The following is a 22988-nucleotide window of genomic DNA, read 5'->3' as shown; positions in this document are numbered from 1 at the left end:
TTCGATTTGAGTCTCCTCACCAATTTGATAAAACGTAATATTCCCTCTCTCTTCCATAAAATGAAATTTAAAAAGTTAAAGTAAAATTGGGTACCTATTACCCGGAGAGTGAGATATCGTAGAAGAGAGATATAAATATACTAAAAACATTAGCGCATAAAAAATCTTTTTGACACCACATAACCCGTAACACCCGCAAAAGCCACCTGCACGATCCTATCTTATTTCAACCTACGCTCAGCCACCCCTTCCTTCGTGATCGTCACAGGCTTAATCAACCCTTTCTCATCAAACTCCATCTTATCGATACAAGTCACCCTGTGATTCGCATCCGTCTCCTCCAACGGCCTCCGGTGATAAACAATATAATAGTCATCTGTCCCCGGGATCTGCAGCACGGAATGATGCCCCGCTCCGGTAGCCACTTTCATATCCTGCTGCAATATCTTGCCGATCCGCTTAAACGGTCCCACCGGACTCTCCGCCATCGCATAAGCCACCGAATAATCAGGCCCGCCCCATCCGCCTTCCGACCACATAAAATAGTATTTGCCTTTCCGGTAGATCATATACGGCCCCTCCACATAACCCTCTGGCGTGATCTCCTTGAACGTCGTTCCATCCGGAAAAGGAAGCAGTCCCGTAAAATCAGGCTTCAACCGCACAATATTACAATGACGCCATCCGCCATAGAGCATATACCACGAGCCATCCTTATCATGAAAGACGGCCTGGTCGATCGGCTGTGCGCCGTTGTGGAATCGATCGATCAATGGCTTACCCAGATAATCTGAAAAAGGCCCTTCCGGCCGGTCCGCCACAGCGACCCCGATCCCACCCACCGTAGAGTCGTTCTGTATATCATTAGCGGCGAAGAAGAAATAATATTTACCGTCCTTTTCAGTTATCGCAGGCGCCCACATCGCCCGCTTCGCCCAATGGATAGCGCTCGTATCGACGATATGCCCGTGCTTTTCCCAATGAACAAGGTCCGCGGAAGAGAATGCATCGAAGAACACCTGGTCCTTATACCGTGCCGAAAACGTCGGGTATATCCAATAGGTGTGACCGAAGACGGCCGTTTCCGGGTCCGCGTACCAGCCGGGGAAGACCGGATTGCCCGATCGCGTCTGGGCATGGGAAAAATGGGCCAGCGAAAGAAGCAGTATACAGATCCTGATGCGCATATGAATGATTGTCGGATGAAGATACACCAAACACGCCAATCTCTCCGCATCTCACGCCAACCCGTAGATCCGACCCTCCACCCGCCTAATTTTACTCTAAAAAGGAATGAAAAAGATCACTACCATCGGCACTCTTTTGACGCTCACACTCCCCCTGATCCTGCAAGCCCAGGCAAAACTCCCCGAAACAGATATCCAGTCCATCACACGCGTCAACAAACAATATGGGGAAGCCTTCGCGAAAAACGACTCCACGCTTTTCCTCGATTGTTACACCTCCGATGCCTGCCTCCTGGCGCCCAACGCACCCGCCCTTTGCGGAGAAAAGAGGCTGCAGGTCTTTTACAGAGCCGCCTACAACACGGGCATGCGGAACATCGTCTTTACGACGGCTAACTGGTACGGGTACACGGGCGACTATGTCACGGAGCAGGGAACTTACCAGCAATTTGACGCGAATAACACACCCATCGGCACGGGCAAATACCTGGTCGTATGGCAAAAACTAGCCAACGGATGGAAGATGCTCAGAGATATGTTCAATGCAGATTCCCTCACGCGGACTCCTTCCGGCTCTTAATATAATCTAAGGGCGTTTGCCCCATCCATTTCTTAAAAGCCCTGGCAAAAGCGCCAGGGTCATTATACCCCAGCATGAACGACACCTGCTTGACAGACTGCCCGCCCGCACTTAAATAATCCAAAGCCAGCTCCTTCCTCACCGATTCAGCCAGCTGCTGATAGCGCACGCCCTCCTCCTTCAGCTTACGTTGCAAGCTCCGTACGCTCATATGCAGGTTGGCTGCCATTTCAGCCAGCTCCGGCACACCCAGGTAACTATTTCCCCTCATCAGCTGCACCAATCGGCGGGACACCGAATGCACGTCGGGATATTGCCTGTTGGCCGCCGCCAGCCGCTCCACCAGCACCTGCTGTAGCGCATAATTGGCCGTCAGGATCGGCTCTTTCAAAGAGGCATAGGGAAAGGCCAGCACATAATCCGCCCCGTCGACCACCTCTTCGATCCTGAAGACCCGTTGATATTCCGCCAGGTCTTCCCCCGAATAAGGCAGCTGCACAGACGCCGGCCGCATCTTCACCAGCAGCAGCCCATCCATCTCATGCAGCACAAACGCCATCGATAGCTCCAGGATGTGCTTCTTCAACAGGGGAAAACCCTGCAGCCGTTCCGCAAAAGGCAGCAGCCTGACCACAAACCCTCCCGGCCGCGCCGTCACCGTCAGGTCAAAAAGATCGGTGAGCAAGGGAGTATAAGCGGCACAGTTCTCCAGCGCCTCCCCGATGGTCCTGCTGTTCCGGATCACCGCTCCTACGATTCCCAGGGCCGCCAGCTGCAGGCGTTCGCCAAAATGCAGCCCAAACAGCCGGTCGCCCGACAAAGCCACCGCAGCCCCGAAAAGGTCATTCAACTGCTGCGTGCTGATCGCTACGGGTCCCTCCGACCGCAAAGCCTCCAGGTCGATCCCGCAACGCCGGCACAACCCTTCGGCCGGAATATCCTGCTGGGCAGCATAGGAAATAAGACTTACAACAAGGTTCTTCTTAATGTCTGCCATATAAGATCTACCTCAACAACCTTCCCTCCAATTGGTTGCCCAATGCCAGGCATCCGGTTATATATTCCTGAATATCCGTCATTTATCTTATAAATACCCGCCCCGGCACAAGGCATTCCTTATTCATATTATATAATTATATATATAATAAATATCTGCCCCTAATCTGAACATAATCTATTTTAAACGGGGTTTATTATTTTTTTAATAATTTTTCAGCTCAAACCCCTTTCTTGGCGGGTCAAAATATTCATATTAAAAATTTATAATATTTTTCAATATAAAAAATTTTATACTTTCGTCTTGCTGTAAAGTGCATTAAAAAGGTATTGCTTGTCGACCTTCATCTCCGATGGATGACCCCAGGTAATACCTTTTGCACCACTCCAATATCCATAAGGCAACGAGCTATTCAAATAGTCTGCTGAGAAACTTACTAACTGACCTGACCCATTAGATTAAAGTAGTAAGTATCATTCTATCACATAAAAAAACAGTGCACTATGTCCATTGCAAAACTTGAGTATATCTGGCTCGATGGATATCAACCCATCCAAAGTTTGCGTAGCAAAACAAAGATCGAAAAAGACTTCTCCGGCAAACTGGAAGATGTCCCTATGTGGAGCTTCGACGGCTCATCCACCGAACAAGCCCCCGGCGGCTCTTCGGATTGCATACTCCAACCCGTATACCTGGTGAAAGACCCGCAGCGTAAGAACGGCTACCTGGTAATGTGTGAAGTACTGAGCCCCAACGGCAAGCCCCACCCCAGCAATGGCCGGGCATTGATCGACGACGACGACAACGACTTCTGGTTCGGATTCGAACAGGAATACTTCCTCTGGAATCCTGACACTGATAAACCCATCGGTTTCCCCGAAGGCGGCTACCCCCGTCCCCAGGGCCCTTACTATTGCTCCGTCGGCGCCAAGAACGCGTACGGCCGCGCCATGGTAGAAGAACACCTCGACGCCTGCCTCGAAGCCGGCCTCAATGTGGAAGGTATCAACGCCGAAGTTGCCACCGGCCAATGGGAATTCCAAATCTTCGCCAAAGGCGCCAAAGAAGCCGGTGACCAGGTTTGGATCGCCCGCTATCTGCTGGAACGCATCGGCGAAAAATATAACATCGCCATCAACTGGCATTGTAAACCCCTGGGTAACCTGGATTGGAATGGCAGCGGCATGCACGCTAACTTCTCCAACACCCTGCTCAGGACCGCCGGCAACCGTGACGCTTACGAAAGCGTTTGTGAAGCCTTCCGCCCCGTCATCCAGGAGCACATCGACGCCTACGGCCCCGATAACCACCTCCGCCTGACCGGCAAGCACGAAACAGCCGCTATCGATGAATTCAAATACGGCGTATCCGATCGTGGTGCATCCATCCGCATCCCCATCGCCACCGTAGAAAGAGGCTGGAAAGGCTGGCTCGAAGACCGCCGCCCCAACAGCGCCGCCGATCCCTACAAAGTTGCCGGCCGCATCATCAAAACGGTGAAAACAGCCAAAGTAAAAGAAGTAGAACTGGTCGCCTAAAAACAACCGATCAATACATCAGGGGAAGTGTTAGCAATAATACTTCCCCTTTTTTTGTCAACACCTAAACAAACCTAAAACCCAAAACCTAAAGCCTCAAACCTAAAACCCCGCAAAAAAAGGGGTATACTCCCCTCGCCTCCACACGACCCCAGGCAGCTATAGCCTGAAGTCCGCCTTACCTTTCCGACGGTAGAGATTCATACAAATGCCCGGTAATAGTTATCGCTGAAAAAAGCACTCTCATTCATCGGAGAGAGGAAAGTACAGCGGCGAAAGGCATATAGCTGCCGCCAAAAGAGAAAGAAGAAACAACCCACAAAACACCTAATCAATCCATGCCCAAAACCCTCTCAATCCCTTAATTTCGCCCCAAAAAATAAAACAACCCATGCCCCGTTTCATCATGGCCCAAGTCCAGCCCGACGCCTACAAAGCCATGGGCGCCCTCAGCAAATACATCGCAGAATCAAATATAGACCGCCTGCACCAGGAACTGATCCGCATCCGCGCCTCGCAGATCAACGGTTGCGCCTATTGCGTCAACCACCACACCAGGGACGCCCGCAAGCTGGGAGAGACCGAACAACGCATCTACCTCATCAGTGTCTGGCGGGAAGCCACCAACATCTTCTCGGAGGAAGAACAGCTGCTCCTCGCCATCACGGAAGAAATTACCCTGATCCACCAAAAAGGACTGAGCGATGAACTCTACGACAAAGCCATTCAGTACTTTGGCGAAGAGAAAACCGCTCAGATCATCATGACGATCATCACCATCAATGCGTGGAACCGTATTGGAGTTGGGTTAAATATGCATCCCGAATAAACGTTTTACAAGCTCTTGATCGCTTTCACCAGCGCGTCGGCCTCGCCTTGCTGAATATCCGTGACGTCGCCTTCATCCGTGCATACAAGCGTAAATTTCGCAGTCTTCTTCTTGGTCTTTCTATCTACGGTCTTGTCATCCGTTCGTTTGATGGAAAAGCCCTTGTAAGTAGCCTCCGTTCCATCATCCGCGGTCATCAGATAGCTTAATCCCTGCTCGAGGTAACGTAATTGTACCAGGTTGCCGAATTTAAGCGTGGATACATTGTGATTATTGGGATACTGCTTGTCCCGGAAGGTCAGTAAATACATGGTGTCATTGTGCTTGACAATACGCTGCAGCTGCAAGGGCCAGTCTCCCGACCGCAGTTCAGCGATAGTAATCGTGGAGGTATTCGAAATAGTGAATTGCGCCTTGGCTTTTACAACTACAAACGGTAATAAGACGAATAAAAAGATAAGCTTTTTCATAGTGTTACTAATTTCGAAGATATTGATTGACTATTGACAATTAATTAAAACGGATAACCACACTATTTATTGTGGCACAAAGACGAGGAATATCAGCCTCTTAGAAGCTCCTGATAGCCTTGCTCATCATGTCAGCCTCCTGTTGGCGGAAGTCGCAGGTCGAATATTTCGTGCGCAAGATATACCACCAGCCTTCATACTTTTTATTCGCACGCTTGACGCTGTAATTGGAGAAACTGGCCTCGTCCCCGTCATTACCCCGTTTCAGGGCCGACAAGGCCGAATCCAGATAAACCAATTGCGCCCTATTGGCAAATACCAGGGTATCATACACCTCCTCCACCAGCACCTGCTGGTCGCGGAAAATAAGTGAATAAGATTTCCCCTCCGATTCAAGGCTGATCGGCCATTTACCGCTGCGTATCTCAACGGAATTAGGGGGGCCCGTTTTGGCAAATGGAAGAAGTAATAAACTCAGAAATAGCTTTTTCATATAATATTTGGATGTGCCAATATAAAAAGAAAGATTTGAAAATGCAAGTCTCTCTATCCTGTTCGGATATAGCACATCCCTATATTAATAGCCAATTTCGCGCCGGAATTATTTCGCCGTCGTGATCCGTATATTCCTATACTCGATAGGCCCATGATCCCCCTGTAAATAAATAGACCCCGGCTCACCTTCCCTGCTATCCAGTGCGCCGCCCGTGATCCCCGGTATCTCCTGGTTACAGATCACCGTCTTGCCATTGAACACCACCGTCACCATCCGGCCCACCAGGGTAATATCATACGTCTGCCACACCCCCGCACCCTTCGACGCATTTTCACTGGGCGTGAGAAACCCATAGACTCCGCTGATCTGATCGAATGCAGGATGCAGCCCCTCACCGTCCTCTATCTGTACCTCATAACGTCCCCGTAAATAGACTCCGCTGTTGCTGCCTGCAGGGCACCTGAATTCAATATGTAATTTGAAGTCGGAGAATTTTCTGTCTGTCACAATGTTCGCGCCGGAATGCGGACTGCGTAGCACGCCACCTTCCGCCAGCCATTGATTCGTCCCATTGGCATGCCAACCCTTCAGGTCGTGTCCGTTAAACAGCGGCACCGGCGCTCCCCATACGGGCGCCTTGGCGCGTTTCAAAGACGGCGCCCGCCGGCCCACCCATTGATATTCCTTCCCATTGGGCGCTATCATGATCCCCACCAGCGAGTCCCCCTGCAGGGTGCCTTCGACTGTCAGGTCCTTGTCTTCCTTTTCCCATTGCGGCGGTATGGAAAAGCTGATCTTCCCCTGGCTATAGTTGATCTTCGAGATAGGCCGGGCGCTTCCCCCTCCTCCCACAAACCTTCCCACCAGCGTGCTGAACCCGGAAAGCTGGATCTCCAGCCAGGAAGGCGTTTCCCGCTCCGATGAATGCACCGTGATATCCCATCGGCCAATCACATCGCTAACACTATCGGCAGGCGCCGCGTCTGCAACAATCGCTCCCACCCATAACACGAAAACAAACAATATTTTTTTCATATGCGTTGATTGAAGAAATGAATATACAGTAAAATAATATATAAATCACCCTCAGGTAAACTCCTGTATACTTTACTATCTTGCGCTTTCCCAAAAACATAAACCAATGAAAAAGATCCTCCTTTTCACAGTCACCATTGCGCTCTTTTCTTTATCCTGTAAAAAATCCAGTACCTCCGGCAGCCCTTACTACATCAAAGCCTCCGTGGACGGTACACCCAAAACTTTCAACGTGAATGCCATGGCCATGAAAATGAGCGTCGGCATGACTTCCATCTCCGTCGTTGGCAACGTAAAATCAGCCGCCGACCTGGAAGGCATCAACATCACTATCAACAACAGTCCCAGCGGTAAACCCATTGTTGCAGGGACGTACAGCGAATCCGACGCCACCGATTTTGCTGCGGCGGCTGTTTACAACCCGGGCAGCCAAACCATCGTATGGGGTGCGGGGGATTATCCCAACCCGCCCCATCCACTGACGATCGTCATCACCTCCATTGATGACAAAACGATCAAAGGTACATTCAGCGGCGACTTCTATTACACCAACACCGCTACAGCACAGTTCGGCCCTGACAAAAAAACATTTACCAACGGAGAGTTTTACGTGAAATTCTAAAAAGCAAGGCCTTACTCTCCCAAAAGCCAGACGGCCTCCCCAAAAGGGAGGCCGTCTTATTTACAAAAACCCCACGACCACACCTTACAGCCTTCCAAACCCGCCGTTCGGCAACTGCCGTCCACCAACTTCCATTTTCTTCTTTTCTTGCACCACTCCCCCAACCACCCGAAGGCCACTATTTTTTCATAACAATCACATTACAATGAAAAGAGCCCTGCTCCTCGCCGGTGCCGTCATCGCACTGTCCCATCTCGCCAGCGCCCATATCTGGCGCGTGAACAACGACCCGTCAAAGTCCGCAGACTTCGTTCTCATCAACGACGCCATCGCAGCGGCAGCACCCGGCGATACCCTTCACATCGAACCCTCCGCCACTCCCTACCCGAATTTTCTGCTCAACAAACGCCTGGTCATCCTGGGCAACGGCTATTTCCTGGGCGGCGGAAACCTCCAGGTGGATAAGGACAGCAGCGTGTCCAACGGCATGGTCGTCGACAGCAGTTCCGCAACAGCCAATGGCAGCGGCAGCTTCATCGCAGGTATGACCTTCAACAGCATGTCCTTCCTGCACAACGTCCACGACGTCACCCTCACCCGTTGCCATGTGATAGGACAGGTCAACATCACGGCTTTCGACAGGCCCACCACGGGCATCATCATTACAAAGAATTTCCTGGAATCTTTCATCGTCTCGGCATTCCTCACCGCACAGGTGACGGCTACCATAGAAAACAATATCTTCTCCACGGCCACCGGCGTCGGAGGCGCGTCCATCAACCTGGATGCCAACGTCACCGGCCTCTTCCGCAACAACACCGTCAACTTCGCACAGGCAGACGTAATCCTGAACAATTTCTACATTGCCAACAACGTATTCGTCTCCACCAATATGGCCGCCATCACCGGCGGCAACAACATCATCCGGAATAACTCATTCGCCGCACCCACCGTCACCAATGTAACAGATGGTGCAGATGGCAATCACACAAATGTCGACATGTCCACCCTGTTTACTGGCAACACGTCCACAGGTTATGGGGACAGTCGTTTCCGCACGGCCGGCCCGGGCGTCCTGCGCGGTACAGGCGAAACCATCGGAGGCATCACTCCCGACCGCGGCGCCTACAACACCGTTGCCGCCACGGACTCCTATCGCACCAGCGGCATCCCTCCCATCCCTTCGATCTATCGGCTGACCGTGCCCGTTTCCGTTGATCCTTCCGCCACCACCATGGACATCATCCTAAGCACACGCAGTAACAATTAAACTGGACAACATGAACTTACGTATCATCCTGCCTATAGCAGCCTTCCTCGCCGGAACCATGCTCTCCTCTGCCCAACCGGCCTATTCCCCCGCTCCTTCACCTCCTCCGCAAGTCACCGCCATCGAATGGTTCATCGATACCGACCCGGGCTTCGGCAACGCCACCCCCTTGCCACACACCGACGCACCCGACATTACATCCCTCATGGCCACCATACCTTTGGCTTCTATCTCGCATGGGGTCCACCAGCTATTCATCCGTAGCAAAGATGCTTCCGGCAGCTGGAGCCTGACGGCAGCCGGCACGTTCGAGAACCTTCATCCCCCCTACTCCCCGAATGCCTCCGCACCAGCTCCCATCACGCAGCTGGAAGTCTTCTTCGACAACGACCCGGGCTTCGGCAATGGGATCAAACGATCTGTCTCTGCGGGCACGGACATCTCCAACCTGTCCCTCACGCTGGGCATCGACACCCTGTCCAAGGGTCCCCACCGGCTATTCATCCGTACCCCCGGCAGCCTCACCGCTTCGGCTGGCTTTGCCAACGACGTCCCCCTCCCCCTCACCTGGCTCTACGCAAAAGGTGAAATCATAGATGGTCAATCCCACCTCACCTGGGCTACCGCCGAAGAACACAACACGAAAAGCTTTGAGATCGAACACAGCCTCGACGGCCATGCCTATACCTCCATCGGCGCCACTCCCGCCGCAGGCAATAGCGCACAGCAAAAAGAATACGCCTGGATCCATACCCATCCCGCCTCCGGCGCCAATTACTATAGGATCAAACAGGTCGACCTGGACAATAAGTTCACTTATTCCAGCATTGTCCCGCTGTTCTATACCCCCTCGCTCTTCATGACCACCGCAATACCCAACCCTTTCACCTCCAGCCTCACTGTCGTTCTGGCCACACCCGCCGACCGGTCCTTGCTCACCATTTACAACACTGCCGGCATCCCCTTGTTTAAAACCCAGCTACCCGATGGCACACGCCAGCAATACCTGGATCTGAGCAGCCTCCCGGCAGGCGTCTACTTCCTTCAACTGCAGAGCGGCACGCACCTGGAAATACTCAGGATCCTGAAGAAACCCCAGGGATAAAAAGGCATCCCCCTTGATCCGGAGGTTCGAATCCCTCCCTCTCCGCAGATAGAATTTTCAAATAGTATTAAGGGCTCGTAGAACGCTGGTTCTCCGGGCCCTTTTGAATTTTTCCACTACAAGTTGTTCTAAAGAATTTCAAAGTTCATGGAGCCTGATTCGGTGCCTCGTTCTTTATCGGAATTTTGGTGCACCGAATCTCAGAAAAGCCCCACCGGGCCTGCAATTCTCAAAGATCAACCGCTTTTGGTGACGGACGCAAAACCGATTCAAAAACCAAAAACACAGTGGAACATGGAACATCGTATCAGCACCCTCTTTTATGCTCGGAAATCTAAGAAGACCAGCGACGGCCTAGCACCCGTCTATATGCGCATTACCATTAATGGGCAGCGTCTTGAGCAAAGTATCCAGCGGTTCATCGATCCCGCGCACTGGTCCGCCGCTGCCGGGCGGTTGAAGGGAAACACTTCCCAGGCCCGGCAATTGAATTTGTATTTGGACACCCTATCGAGCAAAGTGTTGCAGAAGGAACGGGAAATGGTGATGGACGGGGTTGCCATCAATTTTGCGAATTTCCGCGAGAAGTGGCTTGGCCTCACGGAGCCGGTCCGTCCATTGCTTGAGGTGTTTCAGCAGCATAATGACCAGATGGCCGCACTCATCCGGGCTGGAAAAGAATTTTGTCCAGCAACGCTGGATCGCTATAATACCTGCCGTGATCATGTTCGTGAATTTATCAAATGGAAGTATGGGACGCAGGATATTGACATAAAACGGCTGGATTATGATTTTGTCGCTGATTTGGAGTTTTGGTTGAAAACTCATCGGAACTGCGCCCACAACACGACTTTGAAATATATCGGCAATCTTAAGAAAATCGTTAATGGCTGCATTCGGAAGGGTTGGCTACCCCGAGACCCTTTTACCGGGTTCAAGCGGACCAAGCAGGAAGTAGAGCGGGAAGCCCTCACAGAGCTGGAGTTGGAAAAGATCGATTCCAAGGTCTTCCCGACTGACCGGCTAAACCTCGTGAGGGACATCTTTTTGTTTTCCTGCTACACCGGCTTAGCATATGCGGATGTCAAGAAACTTCGCCGTTCTGAGATCGCACAGGGTATCGATGGGAATTCTTGGATTTTCACCCATCGGCAGAAAACCGGTACCCAATCGCGGATTCCCCTCATTCCACCGGCAAGGACAATAATGGAGAAATACCAGGACTTACCACCTTGCTGCGATTCCGGCCATGTCCTGCCTGTCTTGAGCAATCAGAAGATGAACGCCTATTTGAAAGAAATCGCCGATGTCTGCGGGATACGGAAGAATCTAACCTTTCATATCGCCCGGCATACTTTTGCCACGACAATCACATTGAGTAATGGGGTGCCCATCGAGTCGGTCAGTAAGATGTTGGGGCATAGGAACCTGAAAACGACACAGCACTATGCGAAGGTGCTCGACAGGAAAATCAGTGAAGACATGACGATCCTAAGAACGAAGTTTGAGCGGAAATGAAAGAACAATCCTGTGGTAATGCAGCCCAAGAACAATTTAGGCTCAGGCCGATTCGCAATCCTCGATTAGTTCAGAATAGATATCGAATATTGTTGTCCCATCTTCTGCCTCTAAAAGAAAGGGAGCACTAATATCAATGGTAAATATCTGTCTGTTATTTTGATCGAGGCGTTCACCGATGATGTGGCATTCTATTCGCGCGGATTGAGGATAAATGACATCCGGTTGGAGTGTTTCATAAACATCGAAATATACAGTCTTATCAACTATTGACCATTCTTTACCATTTACGTCCTTGAAAACAGCTCTTACCCAGCCTGGGTAGCTGCTACTGTCCACGAACTCGGTCACAGTTACAGAAAGTGATTTCATAGCCTAAAATAAACAAAACAATTTTTAAATGTGTTTGAGCAGCTGCCTTACATTATTCCCGGAAGAACTTAATCAGTTGAGGGCGATATTCCGGGTCCTTCTCTTTAAATTCAATTATCTTTTCTCGTTTATTAATATTTAAGTATAGTTCAGCGTAGTCATCTTTACTGGGACCCTCAAAAAAGAGCTTGTATTCATCTATGGTCGAATCATAATGGTATACCGCGCCCAAAGTTTTGCCAAAGGTGTGCATATTTACATAGGCCACTGATATTGTCTTGATAAAGTGGCTTGACGAGTCCATCTTTTGATTGTATTCCTCTGCCATGAAGCGAATAAAATTATCACTTTCCCAGCCGGTGCTCTTTATTAGGATAGATCGGCCAAACCCTTTTTCTCCGTCCTTTTTAGGAATATCAAGAACCAATCCCAATTTTCCGTTTTCCGAGGTTGATAAAGCCTTATATATTATGGTAGTGTCAGTTTCTGCGATCTCAACGATAGATAGAGCAAAGTCTCCGTCCCCGGTATCGTCTCCGTTATCCTTATATTTTATTACAGGTTTCTCCGGATATGTTTCCTCGGTGGTTAAAGCCCCATTATTGGCATTTTTCTCCTTTAGAGAGCTTCCATTTGAACAACCTAATGTTTGCAAAACAACGACTACGAAAACTAGCCTTTTCATCAATTGGTTTATTGAGAAAAATAGTCAATTGGATTGATTTTGTCCCAATTTCCTTAAAAAATCTTTCCGTGCCTGTTCCCCACACTGAAAGACTCGCTTCAGCGTATGGTAAATTGAGCTAAAAAGTACCTATGGGTAAACTACTTTATTTAATGGATAACGACCAAAAGCCGTCGCCCTCTCAACTGGTCACAATAAAGGACCTGGAGGAATTCCGGACTAAAATGTTGATGGATATAAAAATGATACTGGAAGGCCATCTGAACAAGACCAACAAACGCTGGCTTAAATCCAATGAAGTGAGGAAAATGCTGGGCGTCTCAGCCGGGACCTTACAGACCCTGCGGAACAATGGCAAGATACCCTTCGCCAAGATGGGCGGTCTTACCTATTACGATGCAGCCGAAATAGACCATCTCTTGACTGCCCAAAAAAGGGAACCCTGAACAGGTTTGCCGGAGGGCTTCTGCAAAGGGGCTTCCTGCATGGTTTTCGAGCTTTCTTCTTTGGCAAGTCTCTAGAGGTGAGGGCGCGTTGAAGCGCCCAGCAAGATGTATAAATAGCGCCCGAAATGATTTTGCACCTATTTTTTGACCTTCTGAGTGCGCGTGGTGGCGCACAGCAAGATGTATTGTTGTCAGCAAGAATTAGGTTATTATACGTTGCTGGGCGCGTAGTAGCCCGACTTCGGGGCGCGGTGCGTCCCGGATTAAAGGGCCTCTTTGCGGCGTCTATGCGGCCGCAGCCGAGCAGCAGTAGAATAAGATCCGGCCTTGGGGCCGGCTTTGGCGCTTCGCGGTGGAATATCATTGCCTTCGGCTTTAGTATCTCCGATCGCCAGAGTGCGGTATTCAGCCTAAACTCATAGTCGATCCGTATAATAAGCAATGATATCCCTCCGCGAAGTTTGTCTTTTTATCCCGACTTGTACAACTTCCGGGTAGCGAAAAAAACCGGCCACATGGGCCGGTTTTACCCAACCAAAGCCAAACCCTCTCCAGAGCCTATTGAAAAGATTATTTATAAGTGATTAAATTTTTCGGGCTTATAATCCCGGAAGACACTGGTCTTAGATTTCTCTTTCAATCGGGCCAGCATAAATTCATGGATTGTAGAATAGTCTGTCCCTAATAAGGAAGAAAATCGCATCATTTCCCCAACCGTCCATTCCTTAGGATCTTGTACCTTCTTACAGAAGGTGTAAAATGATATACCCAGCTCGGTGGATAAACGGGATAGACTGATAATTGCGAAAATCTGTTCAAAATCTTTTATCCTACCAGCCTCCATTTCATTCTTTATGGAATTTAGCCGGTTGATACGACGCTGCGCTTTCTTCTGAATTTCGCTATTCGTCAGCTGTTGTGTCTTTTCGGTTTCTCTTTTCTTCATCAGCCTCGTGCTTTTTAAGGATCAAAAAGGCGGCTTCAAACAAAAGCTCCATATTCTTATGTAGAAGGATAATATCGGCCCGTTTCTCGGGATTGTCAAACGGTGGGCTATCCGTGGTCAGGCAGGTTTCCAGGATTTCGTCCTGGAAAGTTCTCAGATCGACCAAATGATAGTCACAGAAAAACTTTTCCAAAAAAGCTATTGGATCGTTTCGGTACTCCTTGGGCAGCCGAACGGGATTATTATAGAAATCCAGGTGTTCGAAATAATGTGACATAAATTCGGATTAAGATGTTTAACCCGAGTCTGGCGTAAGAAGAGGCTAACCAAAAAAAATAGGGCGGGCCTCGTCTTACCGTCCGGAGGCACCGCGAAGAGCCTGAAGTCGATAAGCTGATAGAGGCCCACCCTATATTATAGATATAAGATGGGCTATTCACTATCATCTCGACTTCTCTGAAAATTCGCGGTTTTCCGGACGAGACTCATAGCGAAGTCTTTCACGTTTTGTGAAAGACCTGCAAGGTTAATTAATATTTTCAGATCAAATATAGGTAATAAATCAATCCGACGTACGATCATAGGTCGGAATATTTTTAAAATTCGTCCACCTTGTTAATCATATGAAAGCACTCGAAAAATCAGACAAGGATGCAATAAAACTGCGGTTTGCCGTGGGGCTTAGTAAGCTCTTGGAAAAAAGTGACATAAAAAGCTGGAAGAAATTAGCAAAGGAAGCTGGGATGGAGCCATCCCATATTCAAAAAATTGCGGCGGGAAAGGTAGATGTAGCTCTGACAACAAATATTTCGCTGGCAGCAGCATTTGGAATAACTTATCCAGAACTGGCAGAAACCTATGAACATGTAACGGAAAAGGATATTCAGGAATTTCTTGAAAAAGCGGAAGCGCAGAAAAAACTGAAGGGCAAATCAAAACACCCATTGTCATCTCCTATAAAGAAAAAGCGGATTTAGCGTTATTTATTCTTTTTCGCAGCCCAATTCAAAACGCACATTCCAATAATATTTACCAGACTGAATATTATCCCAATTTTTATATAAGTTTTTATTGTTGCATCCAATAGGTGGTCAGGATTCATGATATGATACACAATCACACCACAAATAAAAATAAGAACTGTTAGAAATCCGATCCAATAAATTAAATGACCCAGTTTTTTCATGTGGATGACTTCAGGAATGTTTGATAAAATGTAATAAAAGCAATCAAAGCTCCTCAAAACCATCAGCCCGGAATGGATTTTAGGAAAAGATTGGGATAGCCTTTATATGAGTTAAACGACGCCTTCAATCTTGAGGGCGCGGGCGATATCTAGACGAAGTTTGGCAAAAGGCTGATGACGACCTTCCAAGGAAAACAGGTCTTTACCGAATATATCGGCCCTTATCTGATCCTTTGCAATGCCAGTATGTTTTGCCAGTTCAGTTAGTTGTGCTTCACTATACTTCTTGCTTTTTAAAATGAGATCCAAGGCCTTGTCCTTATGGAAGGGATAACGACCATGCAATTTAAAGGCCTTGACATAGTCTTCGTAGATGGATGCCTGGCCATTATAATCGAAACGGATGGAAAAGTCTTCGACAGCGATGATATTTTCTGTGATCTCGCCCTCATAGATTGGCTTCAGACGTATTTTAGCGTCTACATCGAACGCCGCTGAACTGGGGCTTAGTAAAGTAAGATTTTCCTTGTCACCCAGGCTCTTTCTGCCCTTGGTTTTCGAATTGCAGGTATAGCAACAGGGAATCAAATTATACAAGGACAGCGCAAAGTGTGGATATTCCCCCTTGGGCAGCAGGTGATCCAGCGTAAAATGATTTTTGTACAGCTTATTTCTGTTTTGATAGTCCTTTATCTGTTGTTTTACGGTTTTGCTAAGCCCTATGATAGAATCCAGTTTTTCAAAAGCTGTTATAGGTCGCGCGTCCACGATCTTCGACGCTGTAACTTCCCCGATACCTACAATATTTTGAAGCTCAAATTCATCGGCCTTATTGACCAACTCCAGGCCGTCCTTATAATCACCCATATCTTCATACACATTGACATATTCAATGCCGCAATAATGACAGGCTGACAGGTTCATCTGAGTGCCATATTTCATAAAAAATTGAGACAGCTTTCCTTGCAATTCGTCATAGGGAAATACGCTCTCAATGACCTCTTTTTTACAACCTGTTTTAGTCGATGTCAATGCCTTGTCCCTAAGCGTCTTAAAATCACTGACCAGGAAATTTTCAAGAGACCAGTTCAATTTTGCGCAGTCGGGCAACCCGTCGAAATTAACCTGGAGATCTTGGAAAAGTTCTACATAATCTCCTTCGAATTTTTTTAGGGCTTCGTGTTCAGGGTATTGAATTTTATGCATTTGGGTCTAGGTTTTTGATTTCTTGCTGTAACTGTTGCACTCTCCAGTTTATATACTCTTTTGTTTCGAATTTCCGTTCGATATCCAGGATATTTTCCTCTACAATGGCTTGCAAGTAGTTCTCACCAATATTATCCCGGATAAAATAAAATTCCTGTTTTCTTAGCTCATAAGCTCCTTTAAGATCATCCCTGGACTCTTCCCCTGCCTGTTGTACGGATCGGCAAAAGTCAATGACCTCTTTGATTTTTCGTACGGCAAAAACACCTATTGTATCGTTCATAAAAAAGCCGCCTGCCAGCAGCTCATGAATGTTGGCACCAAGGGTATTCTTTTTGTTCTTTGCATCCAAAGGGGTAGCTGCGCCGCAATCGGGCCGGTCCAGGAAGAGTGTATTGCCCTTTGGAATGTCGGACAGGATAAATGGAGAATGTGTGATAAAAACGAAGTTGATAGCCTTAATATTTGGCAGCTCTAGTATTTCGACCTGTCTCCGTAGTCGGTCGAGGAACTGGCGTTGCAGCTCAGGATGAAAATAGAGTTCTATCTCATCCATTACAACATTGACATACTCGTATTTCACCAAACTTCTCTGTCCGTTATGGACGGAGTCGAGATTTCGGAGATGGTAGGTAATGGCGTTAACCGTGAAAATCAGCTGCTTTTCCCCCGAGCTTAGCTTGCCAAAGGGTGAAATCCGCTTTGGCTGTTTCCGATCCGCCATTTGAATCTCCACATCAAAACAGGATGGAGGAATTAGCTCCATGGTTTCCAGGGAACTGTTATTTAGCTTGACCCGTGCTATTTCGGTGGATAGGTCATCCAAAGTGATTAGTATAGGCGTGGTACGGGGTAGGTGATCATATCTTAGGTAGTTGACAGCCTGTCTTAATTTATAGGTGATATGGCTGGTATCCCGATGCAGGTCAAGGAAATATTGTGCTTCATCTTCCAGGCCATTTTCTTTAAGGAATTTGCGGTAGGCCCCATAGGTTTCGGCGATCGATATCAATTTTCTGAAAATGTACACCAATATCTTTCCCGTGAGCGTCTGAGCCTTTATTTCTCCGGCAATATCCGGTTTCAGATCGAATGAGGCTAGGAATAGCAGCAATGACTTTTCATAATCATTGAATTGATCGATTGGACGCTCCTTACCGCCCATGAAAATGGACGAAGCCTTTTTATCGTTCAGCTTCAGTATTAATCCTACGGCTTGCTGGTAGTCGGTGAGCTGCCGGTGATTGTCGGCCTGCTTGTCGAGGACCGGCTCCAATAAATTGACCAGTAGCCTATCTTTGGTTAATTCCTCCAATCTATTTATTTGTATCGTACCCTCTTCGCGATATGGGTCAATTGTTGCGGGAATCTGATAGCCATCATTTTTGTGAAATAGCGGCTTGATCCAGCTCCCTATATTCCTTTCGTTTAAAGCATGGAGGGAATAATTCACAAGGAAGGTATAGTACAAAGCGGAAAGCGGCAAGGAGGATATGTCTTGCGGTCTCTGAGCTTCGAATATTGATTCACTCGAACGATAGGACACATACGTTATATTTTCTCCGTTTACCGTTATCCTGTAAATCTTCTCCGTTTTGAGGTAAATTTCTGCATGGAGGTCGCTTTTTGCCTCCAGCAGGTACTCTCCATCCGTCAACATACCTGCGTCCCTATAACTACAGGCAATGTTATACATGATCGCCAAAAGCAACTCTGCTAGTGAACTTTTACCAGTACCGTTCTTTCCTACGATAGCATTGATGTCGATGCGTAGATTTTCCGAGTTGTATAGTCCATGATCTTTTTCGGGATAATAGCGTATTTGACTACCCGAATCTGAGATTGTGTAGGCTTCGAATAGCGAATACAACTGTCCGGGCTTCAGCGGACCGAGTATGTCGCCTTCGCACCCTTCCAAGGAACGGATACCCAATATCCGTAGGCCGCCGCCGGGTATATTTATATGTCCTTTGCCGACTATTTCGCTGACGATGGCACTTCTTTTGACATCCTTCCGTTGAGCGTCCGGGGTCAAGCGGACGAATCTCGCCATTTCGAGATAGTCGTCTGTATCCTTTTTAGTCAATAATTCTTTATAGTCATCATATGTATTCAAAGGGTCGAGATCGGCACGATTAGCACGGATAACAGCCATTGTATTCTTGTCCAAGGGCAGGAAATTCCTGGGCTGAATCCAAAACAGGAACATGGTAAATGAAGCCATCCCGATACCGGACCATGTACGCACCTTGGTAAAAATGTCTTTTCCGAATCCATCCTTACCTTGGTTCATCACCGCGGCGAAAGCATCCCATATCTCATTTTGGGCTATTCTTTCCCGAAATGACAGTAATCTAACTGCTACAGGGGTGGGGCAGCCGGAAAAGTCAATTTTTTCGTAGTTCCTGGTCTTGCCCAATACGTCGAAAAGAGCATCAATGCGGTCCATCCGCAAATCGTCCCCGAGGGTGAGGCTGCTTATGCTGGCGAAAACCTGTATCGGGTCGAGTCCTCCTGACGACTCTTTGTTCAAAATCCATTGATTTGCCGAAATAAACACTGGGTTACCAATACAGACATCGAACAAGGTTTTGGCTGGCTGATCTTTATTCCTTTCGTAAAATACAACCAGAGAGTTTGCCAACTCCACGTATACTTCGTACCAAGGGGTAATTTTATTACTCATGCAGTTGACAGTTAACAGTTATGTTCAATACATAAAACTAGTTTTCAGTTCATTTAGTATGTACCGTATTTGCGCCGATTTTTATCCTCCGGTGGCCGTCAATCTGCTTCCTGCGGCCCTAGAGTTGTTGATCATGAATGGAGTTTCACCCAAGCATAGTAGGAAGCAGGGGTGTCAGCCCGATCAATGCCATAGTTACCGTCGAACCTGTGCCCGACCCGCTCTGTAGCCTTGCGGCCGCTCCGAAGGTCATGACGGAAATATCCAAAAAAACCGTCTTCTCCTGGGGGACGAAAAGGGAGATTGGATTTGGAGGGACTTCCGAATTAATCATCTGAGGTTCAGCCAAACCTTAGTACAATTATGCAATTACCCCAGAAAAGTCTCCCGGCTATTTACCCATCCCACGACTTTTCCCGTTATGTCTTCTCCGAGCTCCTTATCGGGTTCGAATGGATCGTACTTGTACCATCGGCACGTCTCATTATTGTAATAGGTGATGGCTTTAAAAACGTATTCGCCAGTCTTGTGAGCGACCTTTACGCTTGCCAAGTATGGGCCTGACTCCTCCGGCAGTTGCTGTGCAATTATCCAGTCCATAATAATCCTTTTTAGCCAAATCTAGCTCGTTTCATCCACTTGGACAACCGTCTAAACACCCATTTGTGTCCAATTCAGGAATTAGTGATGCATTGCTTCCTAGAAGCAATACACTTGTGTTCGATGACTCCTTCTATATTGAGGACAAGATTTATAGAACTCCATATCTTATTCCGTAGCTTTCCCATAATGAATTGATAATACAAGAAAACTGGCTCTCTCGGTGTTAAATAGCACCCTTAGTGCATGGATATGGCCATTTTATTAACTACCAGTAATATTTATTTTGCCAGATCGCCCAATCTCCCTACATTTGTAGTCAATAGTTCTTTGATAGATGGCGTAGTGCTGAAATCCTTACGGAGTATTTTGAAGTCTGCAAAGACAACCCTTACGGGTAAACTAACATCTACCACACATTTTATCCTCAGTTACCGAACAATAGGGGTATATGTGTAATACGTGTGTGTTATTAGTGATACAGTATATAGTCTATAGTATTCGTTTCTTATAGCGCATATAACTTATATTATTTATCAATCACAGGAATATTTAGAGAGTGTACGAGAACATTGTCAACGCGTATAGGAATCAGCCAGCTCTACTCATTCACCATTGTTGAAAATCACAGGACAATAATGGTGTTGTCTTTAAAAACAAAAAATATGAGTAGGGTTAAACAAAACCGCGTCATTGATAACGCGATCAGAAGTATCGCCGTTATCACCCAGAACCAGTGTTCTCTTTCGGAAACAGACTTAAAGGTCATTGCTGAAGTATCGTCAAGACTTCAACTGTTGAAAAAGAAAAAGGGCAAAACGAATGAACAGATCTGTCAGGAAATTGTAAATGTCGTTTTGCTGTTAATCAGATTCTTTTCAAAAGATTGTAATGATGATGGCCAGATGCCTAAGTTGTAATCCGAACGCTCTTTAATTTTCTTCTTTATAATTATGGACTTAGGAAATATAATTAAAAATATCAGGAAGCAAAAGGGCCAAACGCAAGAAGAGTTTGCCCTTTCGTGTGGTATTACGCAGACCTATTTATCTCAAATCGAAGGCAACTTGAAAGAGCCTAATCTTTCTACACTGAAAGATATCAGCGAAGCGCTTGGGGTTCCCTTACCTATTCTTTTTTTCTTATCAATGACAGATGACGACGTACAGCCTAGTAAAAGAAAGGCGTTCAAAATAGTTAGACCATCTATTAACTCATTGGTAAATGAATTCTTCGCCGTATAAAGCAGCCGTATTTCAGAAATATGAATTCAAAAAGTTGTGCCACCTGATAGGTTTCACTAAGGAGCAGATAGAAGGTGTTCTTTTGAATGCAGATGTCACCTACCGGTCGTGGTCGGAAGATAAACTAGATAAAAAGGGGTTAGTGAAAACCTACAAAGATGGTACTATCAAAAAGAGGACTTATAGAAATCCATCCGTTCTGCTCAAAACTGTGCAATCTCGTATAAACAAAAATATATTTTCGCGCGTTCGTTTCCTTCCAAATGTGCATGGAGGTACAAAGAAAAAAAGCAATATCACCAATGCCAAGGAGCACCAGGGAAATAAATACTTATTCGGAACTGACTTAACCGACTTTTATCCAAACATAAAAGCCAGCCAGGTGTATTCTGCCCTGATAAAACGTGGATACTCCCCCCATTTCGCGCACTGGTTAACCAGACTGACCACAACAAACGATGAAGTCCCACAAGGTGCGCCCACCAGCAACTCCGTTTCAAACCTTGTATTTTTCGAAACAGATATACAGTTGGCCGCATTCTGTAAAGAAAACAATATTACCTATACGAGATATGTTGACGACCTAACATTCTCGTCTCCACAAAATTTTGGGCCCCTCATTGAAAACATTTTGTTGCTAATAAGCAACAATAAATTTAAAGTAAACCACCGCAAAACAGATTATGCGCGCTACCAGTTGATTACCGGGATAAAAATATTTCTTTTCAAAATTGATGGCTCCGACAAAATTATTGAGAAGGCTAAAGAGGAATTATTAAACGACAAGCCCATAAAGCCGGTAAACAACTACCTGCACAACATCAGGAAAACTAATAAAAAAAAATAAAGCCTTTGCCAAATGATTTGAGGGGCTGCGCAACGTACTTGCTTCTCCCAGTTTTTTCAAAATCCTTTGGTGCATGGTCAGGAAGCGAGTCCGCAGATGAGATTGTTAAAGGCATAAAAGACAGCAGAACTTTTAACAGACAAATCGAAGGATTGTGAATCATTATTTGCTGGATACAAACATTTGTATCTATTGCATGAAGGGACTCCATGGCCTAGCAAAACAGTTCTAAAGTGCAGGAAATGAAAACTGCTTTATTTCGGAAATTACGCTGGCTGAATTAAAATTTGGCGTTGAAAATAGCCTAGCTAAGGAAAAAAATATTACTGCACTTGGTAATTTTTTTACTGGCGTCACCATTAATCCTATTTTCCCTTGCCTGGACGTATATGCCAAGGAAAAAGCGAGGCTGAGGAAAGCGGGCCAGACTGTGGACTATTTTGATCTTTTGATCGGTGCCACCGCAATTTCGAATGGATTGATATTGGTCACGAATAACGTGAATCACCTGGGCAGAATGGAAGGAATTAAAATTGAGGATTGAACTAAACAATAGTGTTATTACAATTCTAAGCAAAGTTCCTTTGAAGTATTTATTTAAATTCAATTCCAATCGTCGCCGGATTCCGCGGTGGAAAATTCAGTGTACCGACCAGCAACCGAGTATAACACATTGAAAATAAACCACATCGGAGGTTAGATTCGAATCCCTGTCTGCTCCGTCGGCATAATACATCATTTATTTAATTCTTCTCCAGGTGAAAACACCCTATTTTGAAAATTATTTTTCAAGGCCTAAAGAAATTAGTGCATAAGCGTATTTGACTATCAAGGGTAATTGTACATTAGCAGGAAAACCCCTTCATGTCAACTACAGTTACCCAAGCCTTTGACATTTTTTTGCGAGATTATGTCAGGCTAGACAAATCGCGGTCCGATGTGGCAAAAACCAGCAAAAACAACCTCACTACAGAAATCCAGAAGTTTCCAGAGGATGGTCTGTTTCTAACATTGCACCCTAACAACACATTTATTGATTATGAAGCCTGTAGCCTTCGCTGATATTAGGACAGGTTGGAATTAGACTCGAAAGAGCTAATTTTAAACAGTCAATATGAAAAAG

24 protein-coding genes are annotated in these 22988 nt (G+C 46.8%); 13 read left to right on the top strand and 11 right to left on the bottom strand.

Going from position 1 to position 22988, the window contains the following annotated elements:
- Positions 1 to 221: 221 nt before the first annotated feature.
- Positions 222 to 1187, bottom strand: a complete 966-nt coding sequence (locus tag Q4E93_RS29680) for a glycoside hydrolase family 43 protein (protein WP_303591564.1) — start codon at positions 1185 to 1187, stop codon at positions 222 to 224.
- A 106-nt stretch (positions 1188 to 1293) separates the two neighbouring features.
- On the opposite strand from Q4E93_RS29680, the gene Q4E93_RS29675 reads away from it, so the two are divergent.
- Positions 1294 to 1767, top strand: a complete 474-nt coding sequence (locus Q4E93_RS29675) for a YybH family protein (protein WP_303591563.1) — start codon at positions 1294 to 1296, stop codon at positions 1765 to 1767.
- On the opposite strand, the gene Q4E93_RS29670 is transcribed toward Q4E93_RS29675, so the two are convergent.
- The gene (locus Q4E93_RS29670) at positions 1742 to 2764 is read right to left on the bottom strand and encodes an AraC family transcriptional regulator (protein WP_303591562.1); all 1023 of its coding nucleotides are present in this window, start codon (positions 2762 to 2764) and stop codon (positions 1742 to 1744) included. The two genes, Q4E93_RS29675 and Q4E93_RS29670, sit on opposite strands and share 26 nt — an antisense overlap.
- Before the next feature lie 503 nt (positions 2765 to 3267).
- On the opposite strand from Q4E93_RS29670, the gene Q4E93_RS29665 reads away from it, so the two are divergent.
- Entirely contained in the window at positions 3268 to 4302 is a 1035-nt protein-coding gene (locus Q4E93_RS29665) for a glutamine synthetase beta-grasp domain-containing protein (RefSeq protein WP_303591561.1), read from the top strand.
- Between the two features lie 391 nt (positions 4303 to 4693).
- Positions 4694 to 5131 (top strand): carboxymuconolactone decarboxylase family protein, encoded by a 438-nt coding sequence (locus Q4E93_RS29660; protein ID WP_303591560.1) that lies wholly within the window; start codon positions 4694 to 4696, stop codon positions 5129 to 5131.
- Between the two features lie 5 nt (positions 5132 to 5136).
- On the opposite strand, the gene Q4E93_RS29655 is transcribed toward Q4E93_RS29660, so the two are convergent.
- The 3 genes from Q4E93_RS29655 to Q4E93_RS29645 all read right to left on the bottom strand — a co-directional run bounded on the left by Q4E93_RS29655 (position 5137) and on the right by Q4E93_RS29645 (position 7132).
- Positions 5137 to 5601 carry a hypothetical protein gene (locus Q4E93_RS29655; RefSeq protein WP_303591559.1) on the bottom strand — a complete coding sequence of 155 codons (465 nt, stop codon included), beginning with the start codon at positions 5599 to 5601 and terminating at the stop codon, positions 5137 to 5139.
- A 100-nt stretch (positions 5602 to 5701) separates the two neighbouring features.
- Positions 5702 to 6094, bottom strand: a complete 393-nt coding sequence (locus tag Q4E93_RS29650; RefSeq protein WP_303591558.1) for a hypothetical protein — start codon at positions 6092 to 6094, stop codon at positions 5702 to 5704.
- Between the two features lie 108 nt (positions 6095 to 6202).
- Complete coding sequence (locus Q4E93_RS29645; protein ID WP_303591557.1) at positions 6203 to 7132, bottom strand: 3-keto-disaccharide hydrolase; 930 nt, start codon at positions 7130 to 7132, stop codon at positions 6203 to 6205.
- A gap of 106 nt (positions 7133 to 7238) precedes the next feature.
- Between Q4E93_RS29645 and Q4E93_RS29640 the strand changes: the two genes are divergently transcribed.
- The 4 genes from Q4E93_RS29640 to Q4E93_RS29625 all read left to right on the top strand — a co-directional run bounded on the left by Q4E93_RS29640 (position 7239) and on the right by Q4E93_RS29625 (position 11647).
- Positions 7239 to 7754 (top strand): hypothetical protein, encoded by a 516-nt coding sequence (locus Q4E93_RS29640; RefSeq protein ID WP_303591556.1) that lies wholly within the window; start codon positions 7239 to 7241, stop codon positions 7752 to 7754.
- Between the two features lie 205 nt (positions 7755 to 7959).
- Positions 7960 to 9024, top strand: coding sequence for a hypothetical protein (locus Q4E93_RS29635; protein ID WP_303591555.1), 1065 nt, complete (start codon positions 7960 to 7962; stop codon positions 9022 to 9024).
- Positions 9025 to 9034: 10 nt separating this feature from the next.
- The gene (locus Q4E93_RS29630) at positions 9035 to 10129 is read left to right on the top strand and encodes a T9SS type A sorting domain-containing protein (protein WP_303591554.1); all 1095 of its coding nucleotides are present in this window, start codon (positions 9035 to 9037) and stop codon (positions 10127 to 10129) included.
- A gap of 147 nt (positions 10130 to 10276) precedes the next feature.
- Positions 10277 to 11647, top strand: coding sequence for a site-specific integrase (locus Q4E93_RS29625; protein ID WP_303591553.1), 1371 nt, complete (start codon positions 10277 to 10279; stop codon positions 11645 to 11647).
- A gap of 42 nt (positions 11648 to 11689) precedes the next feature.
- On the opposite strand, the gene Q4E93_RS29620 is transcribed toward Q4E93_RS29625, so the two are convergent.
- A complete protein-coding gene (locus Q4E93_RS29620) occupies positions 11690 to 12019 on the bottom strand; it encodes a hypothetical protein (protein ID WP_303591552.1) in 330 nt (109 codons plus the stop codon).
- Positions 12020 to 12071: 52 nt separating this feature from the next.
- On the bottom strand, positions 12072 to 12704 hold the full coding sequence (locus Q4E93_RS29615) for a hypothetical protein (protein ID WP_303591551.1): 633 nt from the start codon (positions 12702 to 12704) through the stop codon (positions 12072 to 12074).
- Positions 12705 to 12835: 131 nt separating this feature from the next.
- Between Q4E93_RS29615 and Q4E93_RS29610 the strand changes: the two genes are divergently transcribed.
- Entirely contained in the window at positions 12836 to 13150 is a 315-nt protein-coding gene (locus Q4E93_RS29610) for a helix-turn-helix domain-containing protein (RefSeq protein ID WP_303591550.1), read from the top strand.
- Between the two features lie 574 nt (positions 13151 to 13724).
- On the opposite strand, the gene Q4E93_RS29605 is transcribed toward Q4E93_RS29610, so the two are convergent.
- Complete coding sequence (locus Q4E93_RS29605) at positions 13725 to 14096, bottom strand: hypothetical protein (RefSeq protein ID WP_303591549.1); 372 nt, start codon at positions 14094 to 14096, stop codon at positions 13725 to 13727.
- A 623-nt stretch (positions 14097 to 14719) separates the two neighbouring features.
- On the opposite strand from Q4E93_RS29605, the gene Q4E93_RS29600 reads away from it, so the two are divergent.
- A complete protein-coding gene (locus Q4E93_RS29600) occupies positions 14720 to 15073 on the top strand; it encodes a helix-turn-helix domain-containing protein (protein WP_303591548.1) in 354 nt (117 codons plus the stop codon).
- A gap of 320 nt (positions 15074 to 15393) precedes the next feature.
- Here the strand turns inward: Q4E93_RS29600 and Q4E93_RS29595 are convergent, their stop codons facing one another.
- The 3 genes from Q4E93_RS29595 to Q4E93_RS29585 all read right to left on the bottom strand — a co-directional run bounded on the left by Q4E93_RS29595 (position 15394) and on the right by Q4E93_RS29585 (position 19774).
- A complete protein-coding gene (locus Q4E93_RS29595) occupies positions 15394 to 16488 on the bottom strand; it encodes a ComEA family DNA-binding protein (RefSeq protein ID WP_303591547.1) in 1095 nt (364 codons plus the stop codon).
- Complete coding sequence (locus tag Q4E93_RS29590) at positions 16481 to 19174, bottom strand: AAA family ATPase (RefSeq protein ID WP_303591546.1); 2694 nt, start codon at positions 19172 to 19174, stop codon at positions 16481 to 16483. Before Q4E93_RS29590 ends, Q4E93_RS29595 begins: the two co-directional genes overlap by 8 nt.
- 369 nt (positions 19175 to 19543) lie before the next feature.
- Positions 19544 to 19774 carry a hypothetical protein gene (locus Q4E93_RS29585; protein WP_303591545.1) on the bottom strand — a complete coding sequence of 77 codons (231 nt, stop codon included), beginning with the start codon at positions 19772 to 19774 and terminating at the stop codon, positions 19544 to 19546.
- A 665-nt stretch (positions 19775 to 20439) separates the two neighbouring features.
- Here Q4E93_RS29585 and Q4E93_RS29580 point away from each other — a divergent pair.
- From Q4E93_RS29580 to Q4E93_RS34505, 4 genes are all read left to right on the top strand, one after another.
- Positions 20440 to 20694: a hypothetical protein gene (locus Q4E93_RS29580; protein WP_303591544.1), complete on the top strand. Its 255-nt coding sequence runs from the start codon at positions 20440 to 20442 to the stop codon at positions 20692 to 20694.
- Positions 20695 to 20727: 33 nt separating this feature from the next.
- Entirely contained in the window at positions 20728 to 21018 is a 291-nt protein-coding gene (locus Q4E93_RS29575; protein WP_303591543.1) for a helix-turn-helix domain-containing protein, read from the top strand.
- Entirely contained in the window at positions 20999 to 21865 is an 867-nt protein-coding gene (locus Q4E93_RS29570) for a reverse transcriptase family protein (protein ID WP_303591542.1), read from the top strand. The genes Q4E93_RS29575 and Q4E93_RS29570 overlap by 20 nt, the downstream gene beginning before the upstream one ends.
- Positions 21866 to 22121: 256 nt before the next feature.
- A complete protein-coding gene (locus Q4E93_RS34505; RefSeq protein ID WP_368501908.1) occupies positions 22122 to 22409 on the top strand; it encodes a PIN domain-containing protein in 288 nt (95 codons plus the stop codon).
- The last annotated feature ends 579 nt before the right edge of the window (positions 22410 to 22988 follow it).

The organism is Flavitalea plasmicola (assembly GCF_030546645.1).
Classification (GTDB): Bacteria; Bacteroidota; Bacteroidia; order Chitinophagales; family Chitinophagaceae; genus Puia.
The sequence above is the reverse complement of the archived record's forward strand: the minus strand, read 5'-3'. Positions and strand labels throughout refer to the sequence as shown.